The organism is Mycobacterium marinum (assembly GCF_003391395.1).
Classification (GTDB): Bacteria; Actinomycetota; Actinomycetes; order Mycobacteriales; family Mycobacteriaceae; genus Mycobacterium; species Mycobacterium marinum.
The window spans coordinates 796,747-822,690 of sequence record NZ_CP024190.1 but is presented as its reverse complement, the minus strand read 5'-3'; the positions used below and the strand labels follow the sequence as shown (position 1 = coordinate 822,690).

23 protein-coding genes and 1 riboswitch are annotated in these 25,944 nt (G+C 65.9%); of the genes, 11 read left to right on the top strand and 12 right to left on the bottom strand.

Going from position 1 to position 25,944, the window contains the following annotated elements; all coding sequences use genetic code 11:
* Window positions 1–2 precede the first annotated feature (2 nt).
* Window positions 3–114: riboswitch (TPP riboswitch) on the top strand.
* Genes thiC through CCUG20998_RS03425 form a run of 3 tightly spaced genes read left to right on the top strand, consistent with a single transcriptional unit; the run spans window position 115 to window position 3,211 of the window.
* Window positions 115–1,755 carry a phosphomethylpyrimidine synthase ThiC gene (gene thiC / locus CCUG20998_RS03435; RefSeq protein WP_012392684.1) on the top strand — a complete coding sequence of 547 codons (1,641 nt, stop codon included), beginning with the start codon at window positions 115–117 and terminating at the stop codon, window positions 1,753–1,755.
* Window positions 1,752–2,579 (top strand): bifunctional hydroxymethylpyrimidine kinase/phosphomethylpyrimidine kinase, encoded by an 828-nt coding sequence (gene thiD, locus CCUG20998_RS03430; protein WP_038578766.1) that lies wholly within the window; start codon window positions 1,752–1,754, stop codon window positions 2,577–2,579. The genes thiC and thiD overlap by 4 nt, the downstream gene beginning before the upstream one ends.
* A complete protein-coding gene (locus CCUG20998_RS03425) occupies window positions 2,576–3,211 on the top strand; it encodes an alpha/beta hydrolase family protein (RefSeq protein ID WP_038578764.1) in 636 nt (211 codons plus the stop codon). Before thiD ends, CCUG20998_RS03425 begins: the two co-directional genes overlap by 4 nt.
* On the opposite strand, the gene CCUG20998_RS03420 is transcribed toward CCUG20998_RS03425, so the two are convergent.
* Window positions 3,120–4,430 (bottom strand): TetR/AcrR family transcriptional regulator, encoded by a 1,311-nt coding sequence (locus CCUG20998_RS03420; protein WP_020731703.1) that lies wholly within the window; start codon window positions 4,428–4,430, stop codon window positions 3,120–3,122. The genes CCUG20998_RS03425 and CCUG20998_RS03420 overlap by 92 nt on opposite strands.
* A gap of 133 nt (window positions 4,431–4,563) precedes the next feature.
* On the opposite strand from CCUG20998_RS03420, the gene CCUG20998_RS03415 reads away from it, so the two are divergent.
* Entirely contained in the window at window positions 4,564–4,788 is a 225-nt protein-coding gene (locus CCUG20998_RS03415) for a membrane protein (RefSeq protein ID WP_012392680.1), read from the top strand.
* Between the two features lie 46 nt (window positions 4,789–4,834).
* Window positions 4,835–5,149 carry a hypothetical protein gene (locus CCUG20998_RS03410; protein ID WP_020731702.1) on the top strand — a complete coding sequence of 105 codons (315 nt, stop codon included), beginning with the start codon at window positions 4,835–4,837 and terminating at the stop codon, window positions 5,147–5,149.
* On the opposite strand, the gene CCUG20998_RS03405 is transcribed toward CCUG20998_RS03410, so the two are convergent.
* Window positions 5,142–6,668, bottom strand: coding sequence for an adenylate/guanylate cyclase domain-containing protein (locus tag CCUG20998_RS03405; protein WP_020731701.1), 1,527 nt, complete (start codon window positions 6,666–6,668; stop codon window positions 5,142–5,144). The genes CCUG20998_RS03410 and CCUG20998_RS03405 overlap by 8 nt on opposite strands.
* Window positions 6,669–7,143: 475 nt before the next feature.
* Here CCUG20998_RS03405 and CCUG20998_RS03400 point away from each other — a divergent pair, with 475 nt between their 5' ends.
* The gene (locus CCUG20998_RS03400; RefSeq protein ID WP_103654002.1) at window positions 7,144–10,380 is read left to right on the top strand and encodes an MFS transporter; all 3,237 of its coding nucleotides are present in this window, start codon (window positions 7,144–7,146) and stop codon (window positions 10,378–10,380) included.
* A 30-nt stretch (window positions 10,381–10,410) separates the two neighbouring features.
* On the opposite strand, the gene CCUG20998_RS03395 is transcribed toward CCUG20998_RS03400, so the two are convergent.
* The 5 genes from CCUG20998_RS03395 to CCUG20998_RS03375 all read right to left on the bottom strand — a co-directional run bounded on the left by CCUG20998_RS03395 (window position 10,411) and on the right by CCUG20998_RS03375 (window position 15,902).
* Entirely contained in the window at window positions 10,411–11,904 is a 1,494-nt protein-coding gene (locus CCUG20998_RS03395; protein ID WP_036457014.1) for a neutral zinc metallopeptidase, read from the bottom strand.
* Window positions 11,905–12,016: 112 nt separating this feature from the next.
* On the bottom strand, window positions 12,017–13,489 hold the full coding sequence (locus tag CCUG20998_RS03390) for a M28 family peptidase (RefSeq protein ID WP_020731699.1): 1,473 nt from the start codon (window positions 13,487–13,489) through the stop codon (window positions 12,017–12,019).
* Window positions 13,486–14,997 (bottom strand): M28 family metallopeptidase, encoded by a 1,512-nt coding sequence (locus tag CCUG20998_RS03385; protein ID WP_036457013.1) that lies wholly within the window; start codon window positions 14,995–14,997, stop codon window positions 13,486–13,488. Before CCUG20998_RS03385 ends, CCUG20998_RS03390 begins: the two co-directional genes overlap by 4 nt.
* Before the next feature lie 132 nt (window positions 14,998–15,129).
* On the bottom strand, window positions 15,130–15,555 hold the full coding sequence (locus tag CCUG20998_RS03380) for a DUF2752 domain-containing protein (protein ID WP_012392673.1): 426 nt from the start codon (window positions 15,553–15,555) through the stop codon (window positions 15,130–15,132).
* 14 nt (window positions 15,556–15,569) lie between these two features.
* Complete coding sequence (locus tag CCUG20998_RS03375) at window positions 15,570–15,902, bottom strand: CD225/dispanin family protein (protein WP_012392672.1); 333 nt, start codon at window positions 15,900–15,902, stop codon at window positions 15,570–15,572.
* Between the two features lie 498 nt (window positions 15,903–16,400).
* Here CCUG20998_RS03375 and CCUG20998_RS03370 point away from each other — a divergent pair, with 498 nt between their 5' ends.
* Window positions 16,401–16,931, top strand: coding sequence for a hypothetical protein (locus CCUG20998_RS03370; protein WP_020731697.1), 531 nt, complete (start codon window positions 16,401–16,403; stop codon window positions 16,929–16,931).
* A gap of 2 nt (window positions 16,932–16,933) precedes the next feature.
* Here CCUG20998_RS03370 and CCUG20998_RS03365 read toward each other — a convergent pair whose 3' ends face one another.
* From CCUG20998_RS03365 to thiO, 4 genes are read right to left on the bottom strand one after another with little or no spacing between them, the layout of a single operon-like run.
* The gene (locus tag CCUG20998_RS03365; RefSeq protein WP_036457012.1) at window positions 16,934–17,716 is read right to left on the bottom strand and encodes an SGNH/GDSL hydrolase family protein; all 783 of its coding nucleotides are present in this window, start codon (window positions 17,714–17,716) and stop codon (window positions 16,934–16,936) included.
* Between the two features lie 17 nt (window positions 17,717–17,733).
* Complete coding sequence (thiG, locus tag CCUG20998_RS03360) at window positions 17,734–18,525, bottom strand: thiazole synthase (RefSeq protein WP_020731695.1); 792 nt, start codon at window positions 18,523–18,525, stop codon at window positions 17,734–17,736.
* Entirely contained in the window at window positions 18,518–18,715 is a 198-nt protein-coding gene (gene thiS, locus CCUG20998_RS03355) for a sulfur carrier protein ThiS (RefSeq protein ID WP_020731694.1), read from the bottom strand. The genes thiG and thiS overlap by 8 nt, the downstream gene beginning before the upstream one ends.
* Complete coding sequence (thiO, locus tag CCUG20998_RS03350) at window positions 18,712–19,731, bottom strand: glycine oxidase ThiO (protein ID WP_012392667.1); 1,020 nt, start codon at window positions 19,729–19,731, stop codon at window positions 18,712–18,714. The genes thiS and thiO overlap by 4 nt, the downstream gene beginning before the upstream one ends.
* 161 nt (window positions 19,732–19,892) lie before the next feature.
* Between thiO and thiE the strand changes: the two genes are divergently transcribed.
* Entirely contained in the window at window positions 19,893–20,555 is a 663-nt protein-coding gene (gene thiE, locus CCUG20998_RS03345; protein WP_020731693.1) for a thiamine phosphate synthase, read from the top strand.
* Here thiE and CCUG20998_RS03340 read toward each other — a convergent pair.
* Window positions 20,527–21,150 (bottom strand): NUDIX hydrolase, encoded by a 624-nt coding sequence (locus tag CCUG20998_RS03340; RefSeq protein WP_020731692.1) that lies wholly within the window; start codon window positions 21,148–21,150, stop codon window positions 20,527–20,529. The genes thiE and CCUG20998_RS03340 overlap by 29 nt on opposite strands.
* Window positions 21,151–21,301: 151 nt before the next feature.
* Here CCUG20998_RS03340 and glnX point away from each other — a divergent pair, with 151 nt between their 5' ends.
* The 3 genes from glnX to CCUG20998_RS03325 are packed head-to-tail and all read left to right on the top strand — an operon-like array spanning window position 21,302 to window position 25,910.
* A complete protein-coding gene (gene glnX / locus CCUG20998_RS03335) occupies window positions 21,302–22,621 on the top strand; it encodes a protein kinase G-activating protein GlnX (RefSeq protein ID WP_020731691.1) in 1,320 nt (439 codons plus the stop codon).
* A complete protein-coding gene (locus CCUG20998_RS03330; RefSeq protein ID WP_011740718.1) occupies window positions 22,621–23,607 on the top strand; it encodes a glutamate ABC transporter substrate-binding protein in 987 nt (328 codons plus the stop codon). Before glnX ends, CCUG20998_RS03330 begins: the two co-directional genes overlap by 1 nt.
* A complete protein-coding gene (locus CCUG20998_RS03325) occupies window positions 23,607–25,910 on the top strand; it encodes a serine/threonine-protein kinase PknG (protein ID WP_020731690.1) in 2,304 nt (767 codons plus the stop codon). Before CCUG20998_RS03330 ends, CCUG20998_RS03325 begins: the two co-directional genes overlap by 1 nt.
* Window positions 25,911–25,944: the final 34 nt, after the last annotated feature.

The window sequence follows — 25,944 nt, the reverse complement described above, 5'->3', positions numbered from 1 at the left end:
CAATTAACGCACGCGGGAGCGCACACCAACTGCGCTGAGAGGACGGCAGGAGGCCGTCGACCGTAGGAACCTGACCGGGTAATGCCGGCGTAGGGAGATGACAGGGAGATGACAATGACCGTTACTGTTGAGCCGTCCATCACGACTGGCCCCATCGCGGGCAGCAGCAAGGCCTATCGCGAGGTGGCCGGCCCCGACGGGGTTACGCTGCGCGTCCCGTTGCGGCGGGTGCACCTGTCCACCGGCGCCGACTTCGACTTGTACGACACCTCCGGGCCGTACACGGACCCGAATGCCGTGATCGACCTTGCCGTCGGCCTGCCGGCCCGGCCGGGGCTGGTCCGCGACCGCGGCACCCAATTGCAGCGCGCCCGCGCCGGCGAAATCACCGCCGAGATGGCCTTCATCGCCGCCCGTGAGGGCATGTCCGCCGAGCTGGTGCGCGACGAGGTGGCCCTCGGCCGTGCGGTGATCCCGGCCAACCACAACCACCCCGAGAGTGAGCCGATGGTGATCGGCAAGGCCTTCGCGGTGAAGGTCAACGCGAACATCGGCAACTCCGCGGTGACGTCCTCGATCGCCGAGGAGGTCGACAAGATGGTGTGGGCCACCCGCTGGGGGGCCGACACCATCATGGACCTGTCCACCGGCAAGAACATTCACGAGACGCGGGAATGGATCCTGCGCAACTCGCCGGTACCGGTTGGCACGGTGCCCATCTATCAGGCGCTGGAGAAGGTCAAGGGCGACCCGACCGAGTTGACCTGGGAGCTCTACCGCGACACCGTGATCGAGCAGTGCGAGCAGGGTGTGGACTACATGACCGTGCACGCCGGGGTGCTGCTGCGCTACGTGCCGCTGACCGCCAAGCGGGTCACCGGAATTGTTTCGCGCGGCGGGTCGATCATGGCGGCGTGGTGCCTGGCGCACCACCGGGAATCGTTCCTGTACACCAACTTCGAGGAACTCTGCGACATTCTCGCGCGCTACGACGTGACCTTCTCGCTTGGTGACGGGCTGCGGCCGGGCTCCATCGCCGACGCCAACGACGCCGCGCAGTTCGCCGAGTTGCGCACCCTGGGCGAGCTGACCAAGATCGCCAAAGCCCATGGGGTGCAGGTGATGATCGAGGGCCCCGGGCACGTTCCGATGCACAAGATCGTCGAGAACGTGCGGCTGGAAGAAGAGCTGTGCGAGGAGGCTCCCTTCTACACGCTGGGCCCGCTGGCCACCGATATCGCCCCGGCATACGACCACATCACGTCGGCGATCGGCGCAGCGATCATCGCGCAGGCCGGCACCGCGATGCTCTGCTACGTCACTCCCAAGGAACACCTCGGACTGCCTGACCGCAAAGACGTCAAGGACGGGGTCATCGCCTACAAGATCGCCGCGCACGCCGGCGACCTGGCCAAGGGCCACCCGCATGCGCAGGAGCGCGACAACGCCTTGTCACAGGCGCGTTTCGAGTTCCGGTGGAACGATCAGTTCGCACTGTCGCTGGATCCCGACACCGCGCGCGAGTACCACGACGAGACACTGCCGGCCGAGCCCGCCAAGACCGCCCACTTCTGCTCGATGTGCGGGCCGAAGTTCTGCTCCATGCGCATCACCCAGGATGTCCGCGACTACGCGGCCAAGCACGGGCTGGACAGTGAGGAAGCCATTGAGGCGGCCCTGGAAGCGGGGATGGCGGAGAAGTCAGCCGAGTTCGCCGACCACGGCAACCGGGTGTACCTGCCGATCACCCAGTGAGTTGGTTGCCGTTGGCGCCGCCCGGGGCGACGCCGTTGCGTGCGCTGACCATCGCCGGCTCTGATTCCGGTGGCGGTGCCGGCATCCAGGCTGACATGCGGACCATGGCACTGCTTGGCGTCCACGCCTGCGTTGCGGTGACCGCGGTGACCGTGCAGAACACGCTGGGCGTCAAAGGTTTTCACGAAACACCCGATGACTTGGTGGCCGGCCAGATCACCGCGGTGGTCGAGGATATCGGCATCCAGGCAGCCAAGACGGGGATGCTGGCCTCGCCCCGCATCATCGATGCGGTCGCGGCCACCTGGCGTCAGCTCGAAGTGGCGGTTCCGCTCGTCGTGGACCCGGTCTGCGCATCCATGCACGGCGACGCGCTGTTGGCCGCGTCCGGGCTGGAATCGCTTCGGGAGCAACTGTTTCCGCTGGCCACCTTGGTGACACCGAACCTCGATGAGGTGCGCCTGCTGGTCGGCATCGACGTGATCGACACCCGGTCGCAGCACGCGGCCGCGCGGGCCTTGCACGGGCTGGGCCCGCAGTGGGTACTGGTCAAGGGCGGACACCTGCGATCCTCGACGCGCAGTTGCGACCTGCTCTATGACGGCACCGACTTCTTCGAGTTCGACGCGCCGCGAGTGGCCACCGGCAACGACCACGGCGGTGGCGACACCCTGGCGGCCGCGACCGCGTGCGCACTGGCACACGGGTTCACCGTGCCCGACGCGGTCAGCTTTGCAAAAAAGTGGGTGACCGAGTGCATTCGCGCCGCCTATCCGCTGGGCCGCGGCCATGGCCCGGTCTCACCCCTGTTCAGGCTGTCATGAACCTCGATCAGATCGCCGGTATCGCACACGAACCCGTGACCGGCCCCGGCCAGCCACCAAACGGCATAGTCGTACTCACCCACGGCGCCGGAGGAGACCGGGATTCACTACTGCTGCAACAGGTTTGCGATGCATGGGCACAACGCGGCTGGCTTGCGGTCAGATACAACCTGCCCTACCGGCGCCGGCGCCCCAAGGGGCCGCCATCGGGGTCAGCGGCCACCGACCGGGCCGGCATCGTCGAAGCGATCGAGTTGTGCCGCGGCCTGGCCGAGGGCCCGTTGATCGCCGGCGGGCACTCCTATGGCGGTCGGCAGACATCCATGGTGGTGGCCGCCGGACAGGCCCCGGTGGATGTGCTGACGCTGTTCTCCTACCCCGTCCATCCGCCCGGCAAGCCGGAGCGGGCCCGCACCGAACACCTGCCGGACATCACCGTGCCCACCGTCTTCACCCACGGCACGTCGGATCCGTTCGGCACGCCCGCCGAGGTCCGCGCCGCCGCGGCACTGATCGCCGCACCTACCGAGGTCGTCGAGATCACCGGCGCGCGACATGACCTGGGTTCGAAGACCCTCGACGTCGCCGCCCTGGCGGTGGCGGCGGCGCTGCGTCTGCTTGGGCCGGCGTAGGGCCAAACAAGGTGAGCTCCATCAGCTCCCGCACACATGCTTGCACGTAGGCGGACTGTCCCGCCGAGTCTTGCGGGTCAACCATCCGGCCCAAGTCGACCACCAACGCCATGGCGGCATGCACCAGGAAGCGCGCCCGCGTCGCCGACAGCGACGGGCGCACCGAAGTCAGCAGCCGCACCCACGAATCGATGGTCGACAGCTGAATATTGTGCAGCAGCATCTGGTCGGCAGGTGTCAGATTGGCCCGCTCGGTGTAGTAGACGGCCGCCAGTTCCGGGTTGGCGAACGATGTCGCCACATAGGCGTCGATCAGCAGCGTCAAAGCCTGGCGCGGTTCGGTGAGCGCGCCCACGATCGGCGAGAGCTGGCCGGACACCCGATCGGCCGCCCGGCGCAGTCCGGTCGCCAAGATCTCGCACTTTCCGGAGAAGTACCGATAGATCCCCGATACCGGCACCCCCGCCGCCGACGCGATCTGCGCCATGCTGGTCTGGGCGTAGCCACGGTCTTTGAACAAGACCATCGAGGCGTGCAGCAACGTTTCATAGACGCTGGCATCCTCGGCGAAGATCCGCCAACTGGCTTTGCGCACCGCGACGTCTCCTGGCTCCGGAAGCTCGGCGCAGACAATCGCCGACGCCGCCTCGCCCAGCAATGCCCGGATCTCGTCGGCCGCCAGCCGCGCCGGATGATCGACAATGCTGCCGATCACGCTCAGCACGCCCGCCGACAGCATCCACCGCTGGGCGGGCCGCAATGACGGACGAATCACCGTGAGCGGCTTTTGGATTCTGCGGTTGACCACCTTGAGCACATCGGCCACCGCGGCCTGATCCTCGGCCCGCAGATACCGGGACTGCCAGCGGTACAAGCCTCCGGACATGCGGTTGTCCAGCGTCACCTCGATCAGCGACGCGATCAACCGGTCCAGCAGCTGCGCCGGATCGTCGGAGTCATCCAGTTGCGTGCAGTCGACCAGTTGTTGACTCAGCGCCAGCACGGCACCGCGGAACAGCTCGTACTTGCCGGCGTAGTGCCGGTACAGCGCCGGCGCCGAGACGCCGACCTTGGCCGCGATGGTCTCCATGCTCACCGCGTGATAGCCCTGCGCGCTGAACGACTCAGCTGCCGCACGGGCGATCTGCGCCTTGCGGTCCTTGGGCCGCCGGCGAATACCGTCTGCGGCCGCGCCGGGCGAGACGCTGGCAGCGGACATCACCTCACCATAACCCGAATCCGTCCCGGCCAAACCCTCCAACGACCTATCACGGTTGCGGAATCTCCATTAACATAATTCCCCACCGGGGGCCGCAGGCGGTTTCCCGAACCTATCGCCGGAGGGACCAAGCGTGTTGGAGAACGTACGCCGAGTGCTGGCCTACCAGCTCTCCATCGGCCAACTTCTCGGCATTGCACTGGCCTTCGGCACGCCATATCTGCTGGTGGGTGTCATATGGTCAACGACACACGCCGAGCATTTACACCAGATGCACGGAATGGATCTGGTGGTGTCGTTCTTGGGGTCGATCGTGTCGTGGCCGGTTCTGCTGTTCTCGAATGTGTGCATGACATGACCCAACGGCAGGATCAGACATTCACATAGAGAGCCGTGGAGAAGCTGTGAGTCATCGCCAGTTGTACCTGGGAATCGCCGGCGTTGTAGTGGGGATCATCGGTCTGTCCGCGCTATGGCTGCCGGTCTATCTCGATCACTACGACCTGTATGGCATGAAGGTCAGCTGCGGCCGGGGCTTCACCTCAGACCTCACCCAGGCGACCCAAGGTGGCGGTGGCGCCCTGGTGGATCAGTGCGACAGTGCGTTGTTGTTCCGCCGCGCCTGGGCGATTCCGGCCGTTGCCATTGGATGGCTGCTGGTCACGGCGTTCCTGGTGAGCTGGGTGCACCACGGTCAGCGCGAAGAACAGCTCAGGTGAGCGAGTTGGCGGTGCTGGGGGCTGCCAGCGCCCGGCGGACATCGTCGGAGACCGACGTGAACACCGCCATCAGTTCGCAAATCCCGCCATCGACGCCGCAGTCGACGACCTTGGCGAATACCTGCGCGCCGGCCACATCGAGCACCAGGTCGCAAAACGGCGCGACCTGCAGGCCGGTGCGCACCCGAACCGCGCCGTCGCCGCTGCCGACCACTTCCGCCGGATGCGCGGCGCCGATGATCTTGTTCTCGATGACCGCGATGCCGATCGGCTTGGGCGCCACAAGCGGAGTCACCTTCCGGTCGATGCTGGGAAGCCGAAGGTTGTACCTGCCCGCCAGCCCGGTGATGTCGTGCACGGTGATGGGTTCGGTGAGCCCCTTGACCCGCACTTGAGTTGAGCCCGAAGTGTCGGCGATCGCGCAGATCTCGTGATAGGTCGACTCGGAAACCAGCACCTGCCCGCCGACGGTATTCGACTCGATCCGGGCCACCAGATTGACGTTCTTGCCGATCGCCGTGTACTTCTGCCGGCGCGGTGAGCCAATGGTACCGACCACGGCCTCGCCGGTATGAACACCGATCCCGATCCCCAGCTCGGGAAGCCCTTGTTCGCGGTGGCTGACGTTGAGCTCGCCCATCGCCAGCTGTAGCTCCAGAGCGGCCGCGACCGCATGCTCCGCCGCTTCGCCGTCCGTGTTGGGCACACCGAAGAAGACGAGCAGACCATCGCCGAGGATTTCGTTGATCGTCCCGTTCCAGCGGATGACAACATCGGTCGCGCGTTCCAGGTATGCGTTGAGCACCTGCAGCGCTCGTTCGGGCGAGAGTATCTCCGACAGTCGGGTGAAACCTCGGATGTCGGCCATCAGCATCGTCAACGTGCGCCGTTCGCTGTTCTGGTGTCCTTCCGGGCACGCCAACAGGTGGGTCTTCACCTCCTCGCTCACATAGCGGCCGAAGATGTTTTCCACCCGGCGATTTTGGTCGGCGAGTTCCACGGCGCGCTGGCGTGCCGCCGCACCGGCCTGCAGTTCCCGCACAATCGTGACCGCCTTGGAGATCGTGACCCGCAGATCTTCGAGATCCAGCGGTGTCAGCTGAAAGTCGAAGGCGCCGCGCATCATTGCCGCTCGAATGTTTGCCAGGTCATTGCAGGCGGTGAGCACGATGGTCTTCAGCGGGCGCCCGAGTTTGGCGACCTCCGTCAGCAGGTCGAGTCCGTTCATCTGCGGCATGTTGAGATTGGTGACCAGGACCTCGATGTCGGGGCTGTCCCCGACCATCTTGAGCGCCTGAACCGGGTCGTTGGAGAAGCTCAAGTCATATTCGTCGCAGCGCAGCTCAGTGCGAAAGCGGGCCCCGAACAGCGTCTCCACACCATCGGCATCATCGACCACGAGAAGTCGCACCGGCGGCTGGGGACCCGGTATCGCGGATCGCTCGTCCAGGGGCGCACAGCAGATCGGCGATGCGGCCACCTGCTGCGCCGCGAGGCCTCCAAAACCGTTCACGTGCATCACACGCCCCCTACGGCGACTGGGTTCTCCGCGTGGTCGCAGCAACCCTGATTTGGTTGTTGCGCAGAATACGTTCAACCTAGCTCAAATTCCACTCGAAATATTGCTTTTTTATTCCCAGTGCGATGAATTCTAATTCCAGCTACGGTGAATTATTACTTGGCCGAAACGCGGCGTATACGCACTGGTCACCGGCCGATCTGGACTTCGGAAATTCACCAGAAAAAGAATTATGAAAATGATTTAAAGGGGTTTACTTGCGCGCCGCAAATCGTAGACTACCGGCCACCCAGTCCGATTCACGATAGACACGAGGTGAATGGAGACAATGGTGAATTTGTTTAGCCTAGGCACCGATCTCGCAGCGTCAAAAAGAGAAGTAAAAATGGCAACTACACCAACACCAATGACCATCAAGACCGCAGCTAGGGTGACGCCCCGTCACCGCACGAGCGCGGGCGGAACACCGGCGCGAGTGCACCTTTCGGCACCAGCGGAACGCAGCGCGCTCACCAGCCGCCGCCAACCTTCGGCCACAGCCGTGCTGCTGGTGGCATCGTTCGGGGCATTCCTGGCGTTTCTCGACTCCACCATCGTCAACATCGCCTTCCCCGACATCCAGAGATCGTTCCCGTCCTACGACATCAGCAGCCTGTCCTGGATCCTCAACGGCTACAACATCGTCTTCGCGGCCTTCCTGGTCGCGGCGGGTCGGCTGGCCGACGTGCTGGGCCGCAAACGAATGTTCGTGTTCGGAGTGGTGCTCTTCACGATCGCATCCGGGCTATGCGCAGTCGCCGGTGACGTCGAACAGTTGGTGGGCTTCCGGGTGCTGCAGGGCATCGGCGCGGCGGTGCTGGTACCGGCCTCGCTGGCCCTGGTCGTCGAGGGATTCGATGCCTCGCACCGTGCGCATGCGGTTGGGCTGTGGGGCGCGGCGGCCGCCGTCGCGTCCGGCTTGGGCCCGCCGGTCGGCGGGATGCTGGTCGAGGCATCCAGCTGGCGATTGGTGTTTCTGGTCAACATCCCGCTCGGCATTGTCGCGGTGTTGGTGGCCGGTCGTGTGCTCACCGAAAGTCGCGCGTCGGGACGGCGGCGGGTACCCGACTTGCGGGGTGCGATGCTGCTCGGTGTCGCCCTGGGCCTGATGACCCTCGGATTGGTCAAGGGCCCCGAGTGGGGCTGGATCAGCACCCCAACCATCGGGTCGTTTGTCGCCAGCTCCGTCGCCCTGGTCGCATTCGTCGCGAGTTCGCGGTCTCATCCCACCCCGCTGATCGACCCGGCATTCCTGCGAGTCCGCTCGTTTGTGGCAGGCAACCTACTGACCCTGGTCGCGGCGGCCGGCTTCTACTGCTATGTCCTGACCCACGTGCTCTACCTCAACTATGTATGGCACTACTCGCTGCTCAAGGCGGGTTTCGCGATCGCACCGGCAGCGCTGATCGCCGCGGTGGTCGCGGCCGTGCTGGGGCGCATCGCCGACCAGCGCGGGCACCGGCTGGTCGTCATGGCCGGCGCGATCATCTGGGCCGGCAGCCTGGTGTGGTACCTGCAACGGGTCGGGACCGAACCCGACTTTCTGCGGGAATGGCTGCCGGGCCAGCTGTTGCAGGGGATCGGAGTCGGCGCGACCCTGCCGGTGCTGGGCAGTGCCGCGTTGGCAGGTCTGACCAAGGGAGGCAGCTACGCCACGGCGTCGGCTGTGGTCAGCACCACCCGCCAGCTCGGTGCCGTGATAGGCGTGGCGCTGCTGGTCATCCTGATCGGCAAACCGGCTCCTGGCACCGGCGTCGACGCGCTGCGACACGGTTGGGTGCTGGCGGCGGTGTGCTTCGCCGCGGTGGCGGTCTTGGCCGGCTTTCTGGGCCGCACCCAACAGGGCGCCGACATCGCCGGTGCGCCCGAGTCCGACGTCGCCCGTACGCCGGCCCGGCCGCTGCCGGTTACCCCACGGCCCGCCGCCGCGCCAGCGCGGCTGCCTCAGACCACGGCCGACGGCGACCTACTCAGGCAATTGCCGCTGTTTGCCGGACTGCCCGCGGCCACCATGGCCGAACTCAGGCACCACACCGATGAGATTGAGCTGCAAGCGGGTTCGTACCTGTTTCACGAGGCCGACCCGTCCGATGCTCTTTACGTGGTGCGCAGTGGCCGCCTGCGGGTGGTGCAGCGCGACTTGGTGCTTCGCGAACTGGGCCGTGGCGAAGTCGTCGGCGAACTCGGGCTGCTCATCGATGCGCCGCGCTCGGCGTCGGTTCAGGCGATGCGTGACTCCGTGCTGATACGGCTGAGCAAGGCGCAGTTCAATCGGATTGCCGACCGGGGCGTATTGGCGGCACTGGTCGGCACGCTGGCCACTCGGCTGCACACCGCGCCACCACCCACCGTTGGCCGCCCGGCGTCGCCGGAAGCGGTCATCGCGGTAATCGGTCTCGGCGCCGCGGTGCCGGTACGACCTGTGGCCCTGGCGCTGCTCAATGCGCTCTCAGCGCGGGTCACCGCGGTCGATCCCGGTCGGGTCGACCGCGCCGGCCTGGAGCGCGCGGAAGCCTCCGCGGACAAGGTGGTGCTGCATGCCAGTGCCAATGACACCGGCTGGCGCGACTTCTGCTTGCGCGCAGCGGATCGAATCGTGCTGGTGTCGGAGGGGCCGGCGCCGCGGGGCACGCAGCTACCCGCGCGTGCTGTAGGCGCCGACCTGGTTTTGATCGGTGCCCCCGCCAGCCAGGAGGATCGCAGCCGGTGGGAAGGGCTGATCTCACCGCGCTCGGTCCACTCGGTCAGCTACCGCAGCCTCAAGGACGACGTGCGCCCGCTCGCCGCACGCATCACCGGCGGCTCGATCGGGCTGGTGCTCGGCGGCGGCGGCGCGCGGGCCTTCGCCCACCTGGGTGTTCTCGACGAACTGGAGGCGGCCGGAATCGTCGTCGACCGCTTCGCCGGCACCAGCATGGGGGCGGTGATCGCCGCGCTGGCCGCCAGTGGCCTCGACGCGGCCGGAGTGGACGCGCACGTATTCGAATACCTGGTGCGGCACAACCCACTCGGCGACTACACGCTGCCGAGCAAGGGGTTGGTTCGTGGCCGGCGCACGATGGCCCTGCTGCGCGAAGCCTATTCGGGACGGATGGTCGAGGAGCTGCCCAAGGAGTTCCGTTGCGTCAGTGTAGATTTGCTCGCCCGGCAGGCCGTCGTGCACCGGCGTGGGCCGGTCGCCGAGGTGGTCGGGTGTTCCCTGCGGGTGCCGGGACTCTACCCACCCCAGATCTACAACGGCCAACTACACGTGGACGGCGGAGTGCTCAACAACCTGCCGGTCACGGCGCTCACCCGCGCCGAAGGCCCGATGATCGCGGTGAGCGTGGGGTTTGGTGGAAACGCGTCCGGTGGCCAGCCCCGACGCAGCGGCCCGATACAGGTGCCCGGCATTGGCGACACCCTGATGCGCACGATGATGATGGGCAGCCGCACGGTGGCCGACGCCGCACAAGCGGAGGCTCTGGTCGTCATCCGGCCGGACACCCGCGCGGTTGGACTGCTGGAATTCCACCAGATCGACGCCGCCCGCGAGGCCGGGCGCGCCGCGGCCCGCGCGGCACTGCCACAGATCATTCCGTTGCTGCGATCGGGGCCGGCCGGTCAGACCACCGGCCGAGCCATTGACCACAGCGCCCGCGCGCTCCGCACCGATGCGCGGCGGCCAGCCTGATGTCGTCCCCGTTGATCGCGCGCCGAAGCCTTATCCCGGATACCGCGAGTAGCACGCCTCCATGTCGCCACTGACTCCAGCACGGAACGCGGCGATCCGGGTGAACCCGGCCGGCACGCTGATGCCGTCGGCATCACTGGCGACCATGCGGTTGGTAAGCAGCCCTGAAACCGCTTCGTCGAGGTCCCCGGCGGTGAGGACGAGTTGCTGCCCAGACGGCAACTCGATGGGCTCGGCCATCTCGCGGTGCACGACTCCGGTCAGGCATGCGGTCCGCAGCGCAGTCCACGGGCTCTGCATCGGCAGATCACGTTGATGCTGCACTGACAGCGCGTATCGCGACATCACGATGGACAATGCGGTGTCGTCGCCTTGCGGCAGGCTGTGCTGTTTGGAGTCGGCGACCTTGCCGATCGCGGCCAGGGCGGGCAGATCGACCGTAATGGTGTTGGTAGCCGGGCAATAGGACGCCGGTGGGCTGGGTTTCGCATCCGGACAACCGGCCTGCTGATAGGACAACGTCGGCGGATCCGTCGGCGAGAAGATCTTGCCCAGCAGCTCCATCAGCGTGGTCAAGGTGTCCTGATTGATCGGTACCTCACCGGTCTCCGGGTTCCCGCTGCTGTCCACCCGCAAGCCGGTCGGCAGATCTCCGCGGCGTCGCACGATCTCCGACTCGTTGATCGCCGCACAGGCGGGGGTGCCGCTGAGAAAGCCCATCTGAAACGCGCTGACCCGGTCCAGCGCCGACCCATGCTCGTCGTCGTTTTGCTCATCGGTATCCATCACCGGGTCCCGCGTCGTGATGATCCCGGCGAGCACGTGGTCAAGCCCGTCCGCGGTGCTCAACCGGAACCGGGGCGACTTACCTTCGGCCACCCAGTACAGATAGACGCCCGCGAAGCAGTCCGCCTGCTGCTCACGGACGATGGTGGGGTCGCGCCTGGTGACCAGCTTGGCCATCACCTGCAGGGCATGCCCAAACTCATGCGCCAGCACGCCAGTCACCGAGATCTCACCGAAATACTCCTGCGCCACCGGCATGAAGACGCCGCGGTCCCAGGCAATCATGTTGCAGCGGGAGGTGAAGAAGGCGTTGACCAGCTCGTAGGTGTCGTTGTGGCAGACAATCGGGCTGTTGGGGTCGTTGGAGTCGTAGGACACCAGTTTGCTGACCGGCCTGAACGTGCCCTGCAGGGGCTCGTAGTTGGCTTTCCAGTAGTCCTGGATGTCGTTGACCGACAGTAGCGAGAGCTTATCGATCGGGCCGTTGTTGGTATTGATCACCGTGCCGGTCGGCGGGGGTCCATCCGGCCGAGGGCCGCTGGGCCCATTGGTCGCGGGTAGACCCCCGACCCGGAACGGATCGTTGAGGATCGACAGCGCACGTCCGTCGACGATCGTGGTACAGCCAGCCACCACCAACAGTGCTGTCAGGAAGGCGGTGGCCGCCCACAGCGACGCGATCAGCCCGCTGTGGCGCGACCGACGCACACCAAGCCATTTCCGCCCGCGATCATCCATTCGACCAACCCCGTCCCACACTGGTCTGCACGGCAGCAACAAAGGAAATTATCCTAGTTCGGTTGCCCTGCGGTTACCGTCGGAATGCGCCGACGAGCAATATCGGCCATCATCACGACACTCGCGCGCGGTGGCGCTTGTCGTGCGGGGTGACGCCGTTGACACCCCTGATGGACTCCGCATACGCTCCCACCGCGAACGCCACTCCCGAGCCCATGACCTCCAATGCCTGTCTGTTGATGTTGTCGACGGTGTCGCCGACGCTCAGATACTGGGGATCGAACGCGACACCGGCCTGTCCACCCCAAAGCCTGGCCTGCACAGTAGTTTTCGTCTGCGAGGCACCGGTGGTCATGCCCCCGATCGGCACCCCCGCCACCAGAAACGGGTGGTAGTCGGACCTGATACTCAACGGCATGTCCGCTGGGCGCTTTCCCGCCAGGTTCAAATACCCGGCCAACGTCCGCTCAATGGCCGCTGAGCCTTCCGGCACATCCGCCGATCTCACGCCGGTCCCGGGCAGACCGGACTGATCACCGTCATCGGTGAAATAGCCGGCGTTGGGGGATCCAAGCATGTCGAAGTTCAAATACAACGCGATGCTGTTGAGCCCTTCGCTATCCATTCCGAAGACGTAGTCCATGGCGCCATTGATCCCGTCCCCCCAGAAAGCGAACCGCACCGCATTGGTCACCGGCGGCAGCGGACCCAACTGCAACGCCGTTTCCAGCACAGCGGCCACCCCGGAACCCGCGGAGTTGATCCCCGGACTTCCAGGCGGGCTGTCCAGGCGCGCGCCGACCATGACCACCTCATCCGGCGTGCCGGTTTTGGTTTGTGCCAGCACATTCCGGGACTTGATCTGGATGTTCTCGGTATCGAGCACCAGCCGGATCGGCGCGTTGGTGTGGGCCAGGGCGGCGGCGCCGCTGGCGCCGACCACCGCGACCGGCACCTTGAGTTGGTTGTAGTAACCGGGACCGAACAGGTTGGCCGAGCTTCCCCGATCCTGTGCCGCACTGATCACGATCAGCCCCGCAGCGCCCTTGGCCACCGCACTGTTGTGCTTATCGACCACCGAACACCCCGTATCGTCGACCACGGCGATCGCATTGTCGGGCAGCGCTGGCGGGTAGTCGGCTACGGCGCAACCGTCTGACCGGCTGGGCCGGACCGGCGGTCCGGCCAGCCCGCCCGGTGGCGTCTGGACCAGCAGCGAGGCCTGGTCCACCGAATAGCTGCGGCCGGCGACCGTCAGTGTCGGTTTCCCCTCCGACACGGTGTACAACCGTTGGAATTCCGGGGTGGTTACCTCAAATCCTTTGGCCTTTAACGCTTTCACCACATAGTCGACGCTTTCGTCGTAACCCGGTGTCCCCGTTGCCCGATTTCCGCCGTTTGAGTCGGCGACTGTCTGCAGCGCCCGCAGGTGCGCAAACATGCCGTCGCCGGTGACCTTTGCCGCCAGGTCACGACTGAGGGCCGGCGCCGCGGTCGGGGGTAGTGATTTAGGCGCCGCGCATCCCGCCAACGCACAAGCCAGTGCCAGTGTCGCGCCGAAACGCAGCACCGTTGCCCGGATCATGGTTTGGCGAGCACGTGGCGGGTACGGTCCCCGATGACTGGAACGCCGTTTCGGCCGGTCAGGTCTTGCGCGTACAAGCCCACGGCGTAGGCCACACCGCCTCCCTGGATGCCCAGCGACGTGCGGTCGATGTGGTCGATGGTGTCGGATTTCTGGTGATAGTTGGGATCGAAGGGTTCGTCGGCGGTGCCGCCCCACAGCTTTGCCTGTTCCTCGGTCATTTTGACCTCAGCACCGGAAAACAGGCCACCCGACGGGATCCCCGCCAAGGTGAATCCGTCGTAGTCGGAACGACCGTCAAACGAGGTGTCCTGCGCGATCTTGCCGGACAACCTGAGATAGGAGACCAGAGTGCGCTCGATTCCCGCCGAGCCTTCGGGCACCACCGGCTGGCCGCGCTCATCAAGCGGTAGCGACTGATCACCGTCATAGGTGAAATATCCGGGATTGGGCGAGGCCAGCATGTCGAAGTTCAGATACAGCGCAATGTTCTTGAGCTCATCGAGGTCCAGCGACTGGACGTAGTTGCGCGATCCAATCAGGCCCAGCTCCTCGGCGCCCCAGAACGCAACGCGAACGGCGTTGTGCACGTGTGGCGAATTGCCCAGCTGTACCGCGGTTTCCAATACTGCAGCCACGCCCGAACCGTTGTCGTTGATGCCTGGCCCCTGCGGCACGCTGTCCAGATGCGCACCCGCCATCACGACATCGCTGGTAGACCCCGTCTTGGTCTGAGCAATGACGTTGCGGGCCTTGAAGCTCTGACTGCTCGCCGTGAGCTTGATCGTCGCGGGCCCGGACTTGCCGCGCAGCTGCAGCCCCACCGACTTGGTGACACTCACTACCGGGATCTTGACGTCGGTGTTCACCCCCAAGGTGCCGCCCATCATCTGCTCGTCGACATTGTCGGCGATGATCAGTGCAACGGCGCCGCGCTGCGCGGCGGCGTCTTCTTTCTGAGCGAACTGACACTCGCCGCGGTCCACCAGTACCACCGCGCCTTTGACCGGCAGGTTGTCGTAGTCGGAGGGAGTGCAACCGGGGCTGTCATCCGACGGCGCGAGCAGCAACGGCCCGGTTACCCCGTCCGGCGGGGTGCCGAGGCTGTACTCCAGCGCGTGCGCCTCCGCGGTCATCCCGCCGACGTCCACCGATCCCTTTTCGGAATGGAACACCCGGGCCGAAAACTCGGGCGTCTGCACGTCAAAACCACTGTTGCGCAGGATGTTGACGACATAGTCGACGCTGGCCTCATAGCCAGGCGTGCCCACCGCCCGCGTGCCGTTGTTCGCGTCGGCGATCTCCTGCAACTTGGTCAGGTGCCCCATCATGGCCTCGGTGGTCACCCGATTGCGTAACGCCTCGGCGAATTCGGCTGCGGCGGGGTTGCTGGTAGCAGGCTGCGGTTGGGTCTGCGTCTGCGTCGACCAGCGAACGCAACCCACCACAAGGAAAGCAACAACAGCCACGGCAACCATCGCCGGCACGGTCCGTGATTTTTTCACCATCGCGCCCAGATTAGACCGCATCGGATACGCTTCGCCGCTTGACCGGCCGCCGGACCGGGGCGTGAACCCTTCCCTATTGCGAAAGCCGCATCCGCATAAGCGGATACGGCTTTCGTGGCGTACCAAATCAAATCAGACGAACAGCGCGTTGAACGGCGCAACCGGAATGTTGCGCACCACGAACCAGACCAGCACCAGCGACAACGTCACTGGTGCCGCCCAGCGACTGCGTTGCCAACCGCCTATGCGCCGGCCAACCAAACGACCGTAAGTCCAAACCAGGTAGGCCCACACCAAGAGCGCTGTGGCCGCCAGACCAAGCGCGTTGAATCTGGCTGCGGCCAACAGATCGCCGTGCATCAGGCTGTACAGCATTCTCAGGCTGCCGCAGCCCGGGCAGTCAATTCCCAGTAGTGCCTTGGTGGGACACACCGGTAGTGGACCGTGCGGAGTGGTCGGATCCCCCACCCAGATGGCGGCGCACACCAATGTCGTGGACGCCGCCACCAACAGCGGCGCGCCCAGACTCAGCCGGACCGCCCCTTGGTGGGTCACCATGAACTCAACCCTGCTTAGAACATCCCCGCCGCGAGCATCGCAGCGTTCGACGTCCCCGCGTTCAGCGCGCCCACGGCCATCAGGATGCCGTAGATGACGAACACGATGATCCCGGCGATGGCCGACCACATGGTGAACTTCTTGGCAGAGTCAGCAGCCGCTTGGGCCTCCGCGTAACGCCCTTGCGCCCACAAGCCACTCACCTGCGTGGACTTGACGATCGCAACGATCCCGAGGGGAAGACAGCAGAACAACGTCACCAGAATGGACCAGACCAAATAGTTGTCGGGTTGCTGCCCGGCAGGCGGCTGCTGCGGCGGGTATCCGGGCGGTGGTGGCTGTGTCATGGATTCTCCAGATCAAGAGAAGTTAGCTGACGTAAAGCGGTGCTTACCATACCGGAGTGACCGTCTCGATGGCAGCATCTACGAGCAAATTGTGCGGCCACGGATCTGCGGTCCGAGCACCCATGCACTCGCCGAAATTTTCGGCCCCGCTTGGCCGCCGCGCCGACGCCCGAACCAGGCCCGTTCGGCCGGGCATCGGCGCCGGTTTCAGCGCCCCGGAGTATCCACTAAATAGACTGTTCCCCTTATTATTTCAGCGATACATCAGCTCGCGTCGAGGCTCGCCCGGAGGTGCCTCGAAACAGTCGCGAATACGAACGCGTGCACCGCGTATCACTATCGATTCCAAGACAGACAATTGCTATCGGAACATGTTGCATGGTCACATCCTCATGCCGCCAATTGCCGGAAGGGGTCTGTTTTCCCATGTGCAACACAAATAAACTCCTAAGTGCCAGCGCGAATCCGCCTCGCCCCGACGACCCGAAGGAGTCATGGATGACTCACCTCACCACCGTGCTGCGCGCCGCCACGGCTGCCGCACTGATGGGAAGCTTCGCCTACCTAGGTATTGGCATCGGTATCGGTACCGCAAGCGCAGAACCAGACAACGGCAACCCGGCCGATGTGGACACGCTTGCCGAGTCATTGTCGAAGGGCTACGACCTCACCAATTGCGCCCCCCAACCCATCAACCCAGGCGAGCTGGCCGAACTCGTGTGCGACCAGAGCGCCGACTCCGCCGGACCCGCGGAGGCCAGGTACATCCTGTTTGCCAACACCGACGCCATGAACGGCAAGTTCAAAGCGGGTCTCAACGACGAGACACTGACCTCCTGCGGGGAGAGCCAGTCACCCACCACCTGGCACCAGGGCACCTCCGGGACAGCTGGACAGGTGGCCTGCGGCACCCACGACGGTGCGGCCGAGATCATCTGGACCACCGATGCCAAAAACGTTCTCAGCGACATACGTGGCGCCAATACCGACGTGCCCTCGCTCTACCGGTGGTGGCAGAACAACGGCTGACCTCACCGCCCCCACTGCGCTGTGATCGCCCGCGCCACCGCGTGCATCCCGGCCTCGTTGGGGTGAAGTGGCGCAGGCCGGCCCGGCAGCGGGACAACGTATCTCGCCAGTCTCCCGGTTTTTTCCGCCCAGGGTTGCACCGACCACGCGTGATGGTCGCGGCTGGCCGCCGCGGCACGCACGATCTCGCAACCCGTCTCGACGGCGGCCTCGGCGGTGAGTCGCTCCAGCGTCTCGGCGACATGGCGGCCAAGCGCCGCGTCGTCCTCGGACAACGGCGGGGCGCCAACTCCCGCCGGCGGCAACAGCGTCAGATAGTCGACAAACAGAACCCGGGCGTTTGGAGATCGCTTCCGTATCGAACGCCCAACCTCACACAGTGAATCGAATACCGTTGCCAGGGCACGATCCCTGGCGTCACGGTCAAGCAGATCTGCTACCCAGCCGCGAAGCATCGGTAGTCGCCGCGCGAAGTTGGGCAGCGAGGCGACTATCAGCAACGGGATGTAGCCGACGTCGTTGCCCCCGATGGTGACTGTCACCAGGGCTTCCGATCCGTCCAATGCGCAGATCTGGGGCGGCGCCCCCCGCTGGTAGTCGGTCAGCACGGCAGCGGTGGTCGCACCCGAGTAGGTGACGTCGACCAGATCCAGATTCAGTCGTTCGGCTACCAGGTGCGGGTAGTTGCGTGCCGATCGACCCGATCCCCGAGGCGCGCCCGGTGCACGCGGGGAGATGCCTGGACCTGCCGCCATCGAACTACCTAGGGCGACATAACGTTTCATCGCCGTGGGGATGGAACTCAATTGCCCAACTCCGCACCGGGCGACTGCGTTGCCAGGGTGGGGCTCGACGCCTGGGCCCAGAAGCGCTTCGGTATCCGGCCGGCACGACGCGCCAGGTAGCCGGCGGTGACGGCGGCCGACATCGCCGCGGCCATCGCCGCCGGGTCCGCCGCCCGCGTCACCGCGGTGGCCAACAGCACAGCGTCACAACCCAACTCCATCGCCAGCGCCGCATCACTGGCGGTGCCGATACCCGCATCCAGAACCACGGGAACACCCGCGCTGGCAACGATCATCTCGATGTTGTGCGGGTTGGTGATCCCCAGGCCGGTCCCGATCGGCGATCCCAGCGGCATCACTGCCGCGCAACCGGTGTCTTCCAGGCGGCGGGCCAGCACCGGGTCGTCATTGGTGTAGGGCAGCACGACGAAGCCGTCGTCGACCAACTGTTCTGCCGCTCTGACCAATTCAATCGCATCGGGCAACAAGGTGCGTTCGTCGGCGATCACCTCGAGCTTTACCCAATTGGTGTCGAGCGCCTCGCGAGCCAATTGCGCGGTCAGCACCGCCTCGGCCGCGCTGCGGCACCCGGCGGTGTTGGGTAACGGCGTGATCCCGAGCCGGTTGAGCAGGTCGAGCAGTCCGGTACCGCCCTCGGCGTCAACCCGGCGGATCGCGACGGTGGTGAGTTCGGTACCCGAAGCCACCAGCGCCTCTTGCAGCACCGCCAGATTGCTCGCTCCCCCGGTGCCCATGATGAGCCGCGAAGCAAAGCTGCGGTCGGCGATCGTCAGCTTGGACTCAACCACCTTGCACCGCCGTTACCACCTCGAGTCGATCACCTTCGGAAAGCTCTGTCGCCCAGTCAGATCGTGACAGCACCGCCAAGTCCAATGCCACCGCGACGCCCCGATCGGGGAAACCCAACGACTGCAACAACGCGGCCACGGTGGTCTGCTCCTCGACCTCGACATGGCGCTCGTTGACAACGACGATCATGAGTGCGCTCCAATCGGAACAAGCTCGGACACGATCTGCTCAGCGGTCCACGGTGCCAACAGGAATCCCGATCGGCCTAGGCCCGCGGCCACCAGCGTGCGTGCGTCCAGACGGCCCACGATGGGCAGGTTGTCCGGTGTCATCGGACGCAATCCGGCCGTGCACTCAGCCAACTCGTACTCGCCGAGTGCCGGCATTACCGCACAAGCATCCTCGAGCAGATCACGCACGCCCGACACCACCGGGGCCAAGTCACGTCCGTGCTCATACTGGGTCGCCCCCACTACGACCCCATCCGCGCGCGGCACCAAATACACCTGGCGCCCGTGTACGCGGGCGCGTACCACCCGCTGCAGCAAAGGCATACAACCCTTTCTCCAACGCAACCGCAGCACCTCACCCTTCACCGGACGAACCGGCAGGCCCGGCCACAAGGCGGGAGCGTCGATGCCATTGGCAATCACCACCGCGTCACCGGTGGCATCGGACAAATCGGCGACCGGCCCCGCCCAGGTGACGCCACGTCGCTCACAGTCGACGGCCAGTGCGTCGAGCAGGGCGCGATTGTCCACCGCCAGCTCGGTCGTGGCACGGAAGCCGTGCCGGATGCCCTGGGCCAGCAGGGGTTCGACATCGCGGGCGGCCGATTCCCAACTCACCGGGTGCCCCTGCTCGGACAACCAATCCGCGACGGTGCGCAGGTCAGCGACGTCGGCTCGGTCCACCGCCACCACCAGCGATTCCCGCGCGGTAACCACCTGCGGTGGCAGCCCGTCCAGAAAGCCGCTCTCGTGCCACAGCCGCAGCGACTCCAGCCCGAGCCGCAGCAACCGTTCTTCACCGGGCCAACCCTCGCTGTGCGGGGCAAGCATTCCACCGGCGGCCCAGGAGGCGCCCGGTTCGGCACGGCGATGTACCCGCACCGCCCATCCGGCCTGTGCTGCCCGCCGTGCCACCGACAGGCCAATAACGCCGCCACCAATGACAGCCAGCGACCCCATGGATGGGGATGACATTTACTGCTCCCTTCGCCGGCATGACCCGGATCAGGTGTGACGGTCAGGACAGGCCCGGTTGTGCACCGGCTGTGCCCACTCTCAGCCCCGCTGGTTACCCGGGACTCCCGTGTTCTTCAGGGTTGCGCTCCGGTTCTAAGCTAGCGCGCTAACGTCTCGGTGTGCACTCCCGACTGGCTACCGCAAGGCTTTATCTGTGCACCGATGCCCGCCGTGAGCGCGGTGACCTGGCTGATTTCGCTGACGCCGCCCTGGCCGGCGGCGTCGACATCATCCAGCTGCGCGACAAAGGTTCGGCCGGTGAGCAGCGGTTTGGCCCCCTCGAAGCGCGTGACGAGCTCACCGCCTGCGAGATCCTGGCCGACGCGGCCGCTCGACACGCAGCCATGTTCGCGGTCAACGACCGCGCCGATATCGCCCGCGCCGCGCGCGCCGACGTGCTGCACCTGGGTCAGCGCGACCTTCCGGTCGACGTGGCACGCGCAATCACCGGACCGGCCACGCTGATCGGCCAATCCACTCACGACCGCGACCAGGTTTCCGCGGCGGCGATCGGGGCGGTCGACTACTTCTGCGTCGGGCCCTGCTGGCCCACCCCGACCAAGCCGGGCCGCACGGCGCCGGGCCTGGGCTTGGTCCGTTTCGCCGCCGACGTCGCCGGCGCCAAACCGTGGTTTGCCATCGGCGGCATCGACGGGGTGCGCCTGCCCGAGATTCTCGCCGCCGGTGCCCGACGGATCGTGGTGGTGCGGGCGATTACCGCGGCCGACGACCCGCGGGAGGCCGCGGCAAAGCTCAAGTCAGAGCTTCTAGCAGCGATATGACCCGCGGACTCAGCTGCGAGGGCACCTGATCGGCGTCCCCGGGCATGCACCAGACGAACACGCCCGGCTCAACCTCCACAGTGCGCGGCAGGAGTTCACGACGTTGATCGCCCTGCTCCAGCGGCACGGTCACCGGGGCGCAGCGCAGCCCCTGCCAACTGGCGGCAAATCCGGGATGCAACGGAAAGTCCACCACTTCGGCCTCGGCAACCCAGCGCAGCTCCGCGCTCTCCCGATCGGGGACCGCATGCAGCAACTCCCGGGTGTCAGCGATCACCGTCGTGTAGGTCCATGCGGTGCCGCTGGGCCTGGCCGTCACCGTCACCGCCCGCACGGTCAGCCGCTCGGCCGACAGTCGCGCCTCTTCGTGGGCTTCGCGCAGCGCCGTCTGTTCCGGAGTCTCGTGGCTATCGCGGGCGCCCCCCGGCAAGCCCCAGGTGCCGCCTTGATGGCTCCAGAACGCTCGATGCTGCAACAACACGGCTGGGGTGCCGTCGGGTCGCGGCGCCCGAAGCAGCAGCCCGGCCGAGCCAAATCGGCCCCAGTAGTGCACACCGCTCTCGGAGATGACCCAACCGTCGCCGTCGCCCCGCACGGATCAAGGATAGGCAGGCGGAGGTTCAACGAAGTTCCGGGGAATTTGGGGGCCAAATTTGGTCCGTCGCCACCGGCATCTGTCGGAACATTCTCTTAGAATCCGCTTATACGGTTTCCTGACACGGCCGAAAGACGAGGTCCAAGCAGACGTGACGGTTGAGTTGGCGCACCCGTCGACCGAACCGCTGGGATCGCGGTCACCGGCCGAGCCGGCCCATCCCCGCTGGTGGTTCGTCTCGACGACGCCCGGGCGCATTCTGACGATTGGCATCGTGTTGGCGGCGCTCGGCGTTGCCAGCGCGTTTGCCACCTCGACGACCATCAACCACCGCCAGCAGGTGCTGACCACCGTGCTCGACCACACCGAGCCGCTCTCGTTCGCGGCCGGACGGCTCTACACCACGCTGTCGGTGGCTGACGCCGCGGCGGCCACCGCATTCATCGCACAGGCCGAACCCCGCGCCGTCCGGCTCCGCTACGAACAGGCCATCACCGACGCGTCGGTGGCGGTGACCCGCGCGTCCAGCGGCCTCACCGATGAATCGCTGGTGCAGCTGCTGGGCCGAATCAACGCCGAGTTGTCCGTCTATACCGGGCTCGTCGAGATCGCGCGCACCAACAACCGAGCGGGTAACCCGGTCGGGTCCTCGTATCTGTCCGAGGCATCGGGACTGATGCAGTCGACGATCCTGCCCGACGCGCAACAGCTCTACGAGGCGACATCGACGCGAGTGGACAGCGAGACCACCGCGTCCACCCAGATCCCGGCTCCGGTGATCCTCGTCGTTGCCACCACGGTGGCGTTCGGCGCGTTCGCGCACCGCTGGCTGGCCCGCCGGACCAGGCGACGAATCAACCCCGGCCTTGTGGTCGGAGCGCTCGGTATTCTCGTCATGGTGGTGTGGGTAGGAACTGCGCTGACACTCTCAACGGCCGCGAGCCGTATCGCTAAAGACACCGCGGCCGAGTCCCTCAAGACGGTCACCAACTTGGCCATCACCGCCCAGCAGGCACGAGCCGATGAGACGCTGTCGCTGATCCGGCGCGGTGATCAAGAGGTCCGCAAGCAATCCTTCTACCAGCGCATCGAGGACATGCATCGCCAGCTCGACGAGTACATGGCCCGCCCCGATGCGGTCGACAAGCCCGACTTACAGGGCGCCGAACAGCTGTTGGTGCGCTGGCAACAGGCCAACGACCGGATCAACTCCTACATCTCGGTCGGCAACTATCGTGCCGCTACCCAGGTGGCACTGGGCGAGAGTGAGGACGATTCCACCCCGGCTTTCGACAAGCTCGACGAAGCGCTGACCAGGGCGATGGATCAAAGCCGCAATCACCTGCGTACCGATGTCCGCAGCGCGCGCCGAGGATTGGCCGGTGCCCAAATGGGTGGTGTCGTGCTGAGTTTGAGCGCCGCGATCGCGGTGGCCCTCGGTCTGTGGCCCAGGCTGAAAGAATATCGCTGATGAGGCGCCTGCCCGGACTCCGGAGGGCGGCATCTGCGCTCGCAGTGCTCGCCCTGGTCATCACGCTGGACGGGTGTGGGCACTCCGAGCCGCTGAAAGTCGAGTCGACACCCACCCTGCCGCTGCCCACCCCGGTCGGCATGGAAGTCATGCCGCCGGAGCCTCCGCTTCCAGCGGACAGCTCCAGCCAGGACTGCGATCCCACCGCCAGCCTGCGTCCGTTTCCCACCAAAGCCGAGGCCGACGCCGCGGTGGCCGACATCCGCGCGCGGGGACGGCTGATCGTCGGACTCGACATCGGCAGCAACCTGTTCAGTTTCCGCGACCCGATCACCGGCGAGATCACCGGCTTCGACGTCGATATCGCCAGCGAAGTGGCGCGCGACATCTTCGGCGGCCCCACCCATGTCGAGTACCGGATCTTGTCGGCGGCCGAACGCATCACCGCGCTGCAGAGCTCCCAGGTCGACGTGGTGGTCAAGACCATGACGATCACTTGCGAGCGGCGCAAGCTGGTGAACTTTTCCACCGTCTACCTCGACGCCAACCAGCGGATTCTGACCTCACGCGACTCGCCGATTTTCAAGGTGTCCGACCTGTCCGGCAAGCGAGTCTGCGTGGCCCGCGGCACCACGTCGTTGCGCCGCATCCGCGAGATCGCACCGCCGCCGGTCATCGTGTCGGTGGTGAACTGGGCTGACTGCCTGGTGGCACTGCAGCAACGCGAGATCGACGCCGTCAGTACCGATGACACGATCCTGGCCGGGCTGGTGGAAGAAGACCCCTACCTGCATATCGTCGGGCCGAACATGGCCAATCAGCCCTACGGCATCGGGATCAATCTGGACAACACCGGACTCGTCCGATTCGTCAATGGCACGCTCGAACGCATCCGCAATGACGGGACCTGGAACACGCTCTACCGCAAATGGTTGTCGGTGCTCGGGCCGGCGCCCGCACCGCCCCGGCCTAGGTACGTGGACTGATGGCCGAGGCGGTCAAGAAGGGCCTGCAAGACACGTCGGGAACCGAGAATCCGCGGCCCGACGAAGACGAACAGGAAGCGGGCCCCGGAACGCAGCCGGCCGACGTGCAGACCGGCGCGGCCGCCTGGAGCCGGCCGGTCGGCACCCAGGCACTGTTCCGGCCGAATTTCGACGATGACGACGAAGACGACATCACGCTGGGCACCCTCGATATGCAGCCGCAGGGACCGCTGGCGGCCGCGACGCGAGCGCGGCTACCGGTCCGACGACTCGGCGGCGGCCTGGTGGAGATCCCGAGGGTGCCCGATACCGATCCGCTCAAAGCGCTGATGACCGATCCGGTAGTCCCGGAAGCCAAGCGGTTCTGCTGGAACTGCGGGCGTCCGGTCGGCCGCAGCGACTCGGAGACCAAGGGGGCATCGGAAGGCTGGTGCCCGTATTGCGGCAGCCCGTATTCCTTCTTGCCCCAGCTCAGCCCCGGTGACACCATTGCCGGCCAGTACGAGGTCAAGGGCTGCATCGCGCACGGCGGAATGGGCTGGATATACCTGGCCCTGGACCGCAACGTCAACGACCGGCCAGTCGTGCTCAAAGGCCTGGTGCATTCGGGCGATGCCGAGGCCCAGGCCATCGCAATGGCGGAGCGACAGTTCCTCGCCGAGGTGGTCCACCCGTCGATCGTGCAGATCTTCAACTTCGTCGAGCACACCGACAAGCACGGGGATCCGGTCGGCTACATCGTCATGGAGTACGTCGGCGGGCGGTCGCTCAAGCGGCGCAAGGGCGAGAAGCTTCCGGTCTCCGAGGCGATCGCCTATCTCCTGGAAATCCTTCCGGCATTGGCCTACCTGCATGCTCTCGGCCTGGTCTACAACGACTTGAAGCCGGAGAACATCATGCTCACCGAAGAGCAGCTCAAGCTCATCGACCTGGGTGCGGTGTCGCGGATCAACTCCTTCGGTTACCTCTATGGCACTCCCGGCTTCCAGGCGCCCGAGATCGTGCGGACCGGCCCCACCGTGGCCACTGACATCTACACGGTGGGGCGCACGCTGGCCGCGCTCACCTTGAACCTGCCTACCCGCAATGGCCGCTACCTCGATGGATTGCCCGACGACGATCCGGTGCTGGCCAGCTACGACTCGTTCGGCCGCCTGCTGCGCCGCGCCATCGACCCGGACCCACGGCGGCGGTTCGCCAGCGCCGAGGAGATGTCCGGGCAGCTGATGGGTGTCTTGCGCGAGGTGGTTGCCCAAGACACCGGGGTCCCCCGCCCCGGCCTGTCGACAGTGTTCAGCCCCAGCCGCTCGACGTTTGGGGTTGACCTGCTGGTCGCGCACACTGACGTATATCAGGACGGTCAGGTGCATTCGGAGAAGCTGACCGCCAAGGAGATCGTGACGGCACTGCAGGTACCGCTGGTCGATCGGACCGACGTCGCGGCCTCCGTCCTGCAGGCGACGGTGCTCTCCCAGCCCGTCCAGACCCTGGACTCACTGCGCGCCGCCCGACACGGCGCGCTGGACTCCGACGGCGCCGACCTCTCCGAATCGGTGGAACTGCCGCTGATGGAGGTTCGTGCCCTGCTGGATCTCGGCGACGTCGCCAAGGCCACCCGCAAACTCGACGACCTGTCCGAGCGGGTGGGCTGGCGCTGGCGGCTGGTCTGGTATCGGGCCGTCTCCGAGTTACTCACTGGCGCCTATGACGCCGCGATCAAACACTTCACCGAAGTTCTGGACACCTTCCCGGGTGAACTTGCGCCCAAACTGGCGCTGGCCGCGACCGCCGAACTGGCCGGCTACACCGACGGGACCAACTTCTACCAGACCGTGTGGAGCACCAACGACGGCGTCATCTCGGCGGCATTCGGACTGGCCAGAACCCTTTCCGCGCAAGGCGAACGAGCCGGCGCGGTACGCACCCTCGATGAAGTCCCACCTAGCTCGAGGCATTTCACCACGGCGCGGTTGACCAGTGCGGTGACCCTGCTCTCGGGACGGTCGCACGGCGAGATCACCGAAGAACAGATCCGCGACGCCGCACGCAGAGTCGAGGCACTGCCACCTACCGAACCGCGTGTGCTGCAGATCCGCGCCCTGGTGCTGGGCGGCGCGATGGACTGGTTGCAGAACAACGAGGCCAGCACCAACCACATCCTTGGATTTCCCTTCACCGATCACGGGCTCCGGCTGGGCGTGGAGGCCTCGCTGCGCAGCCTGGCCCGCGTCGCCCCCACCCAGCGGCACCGCTACACCCTGGTCGACATGGCCAACAAGGTGCGGCCCACCAGCACGTTCTAGGGTGCGGTCACGCTCTTTGCATCGGGTGTGTGTC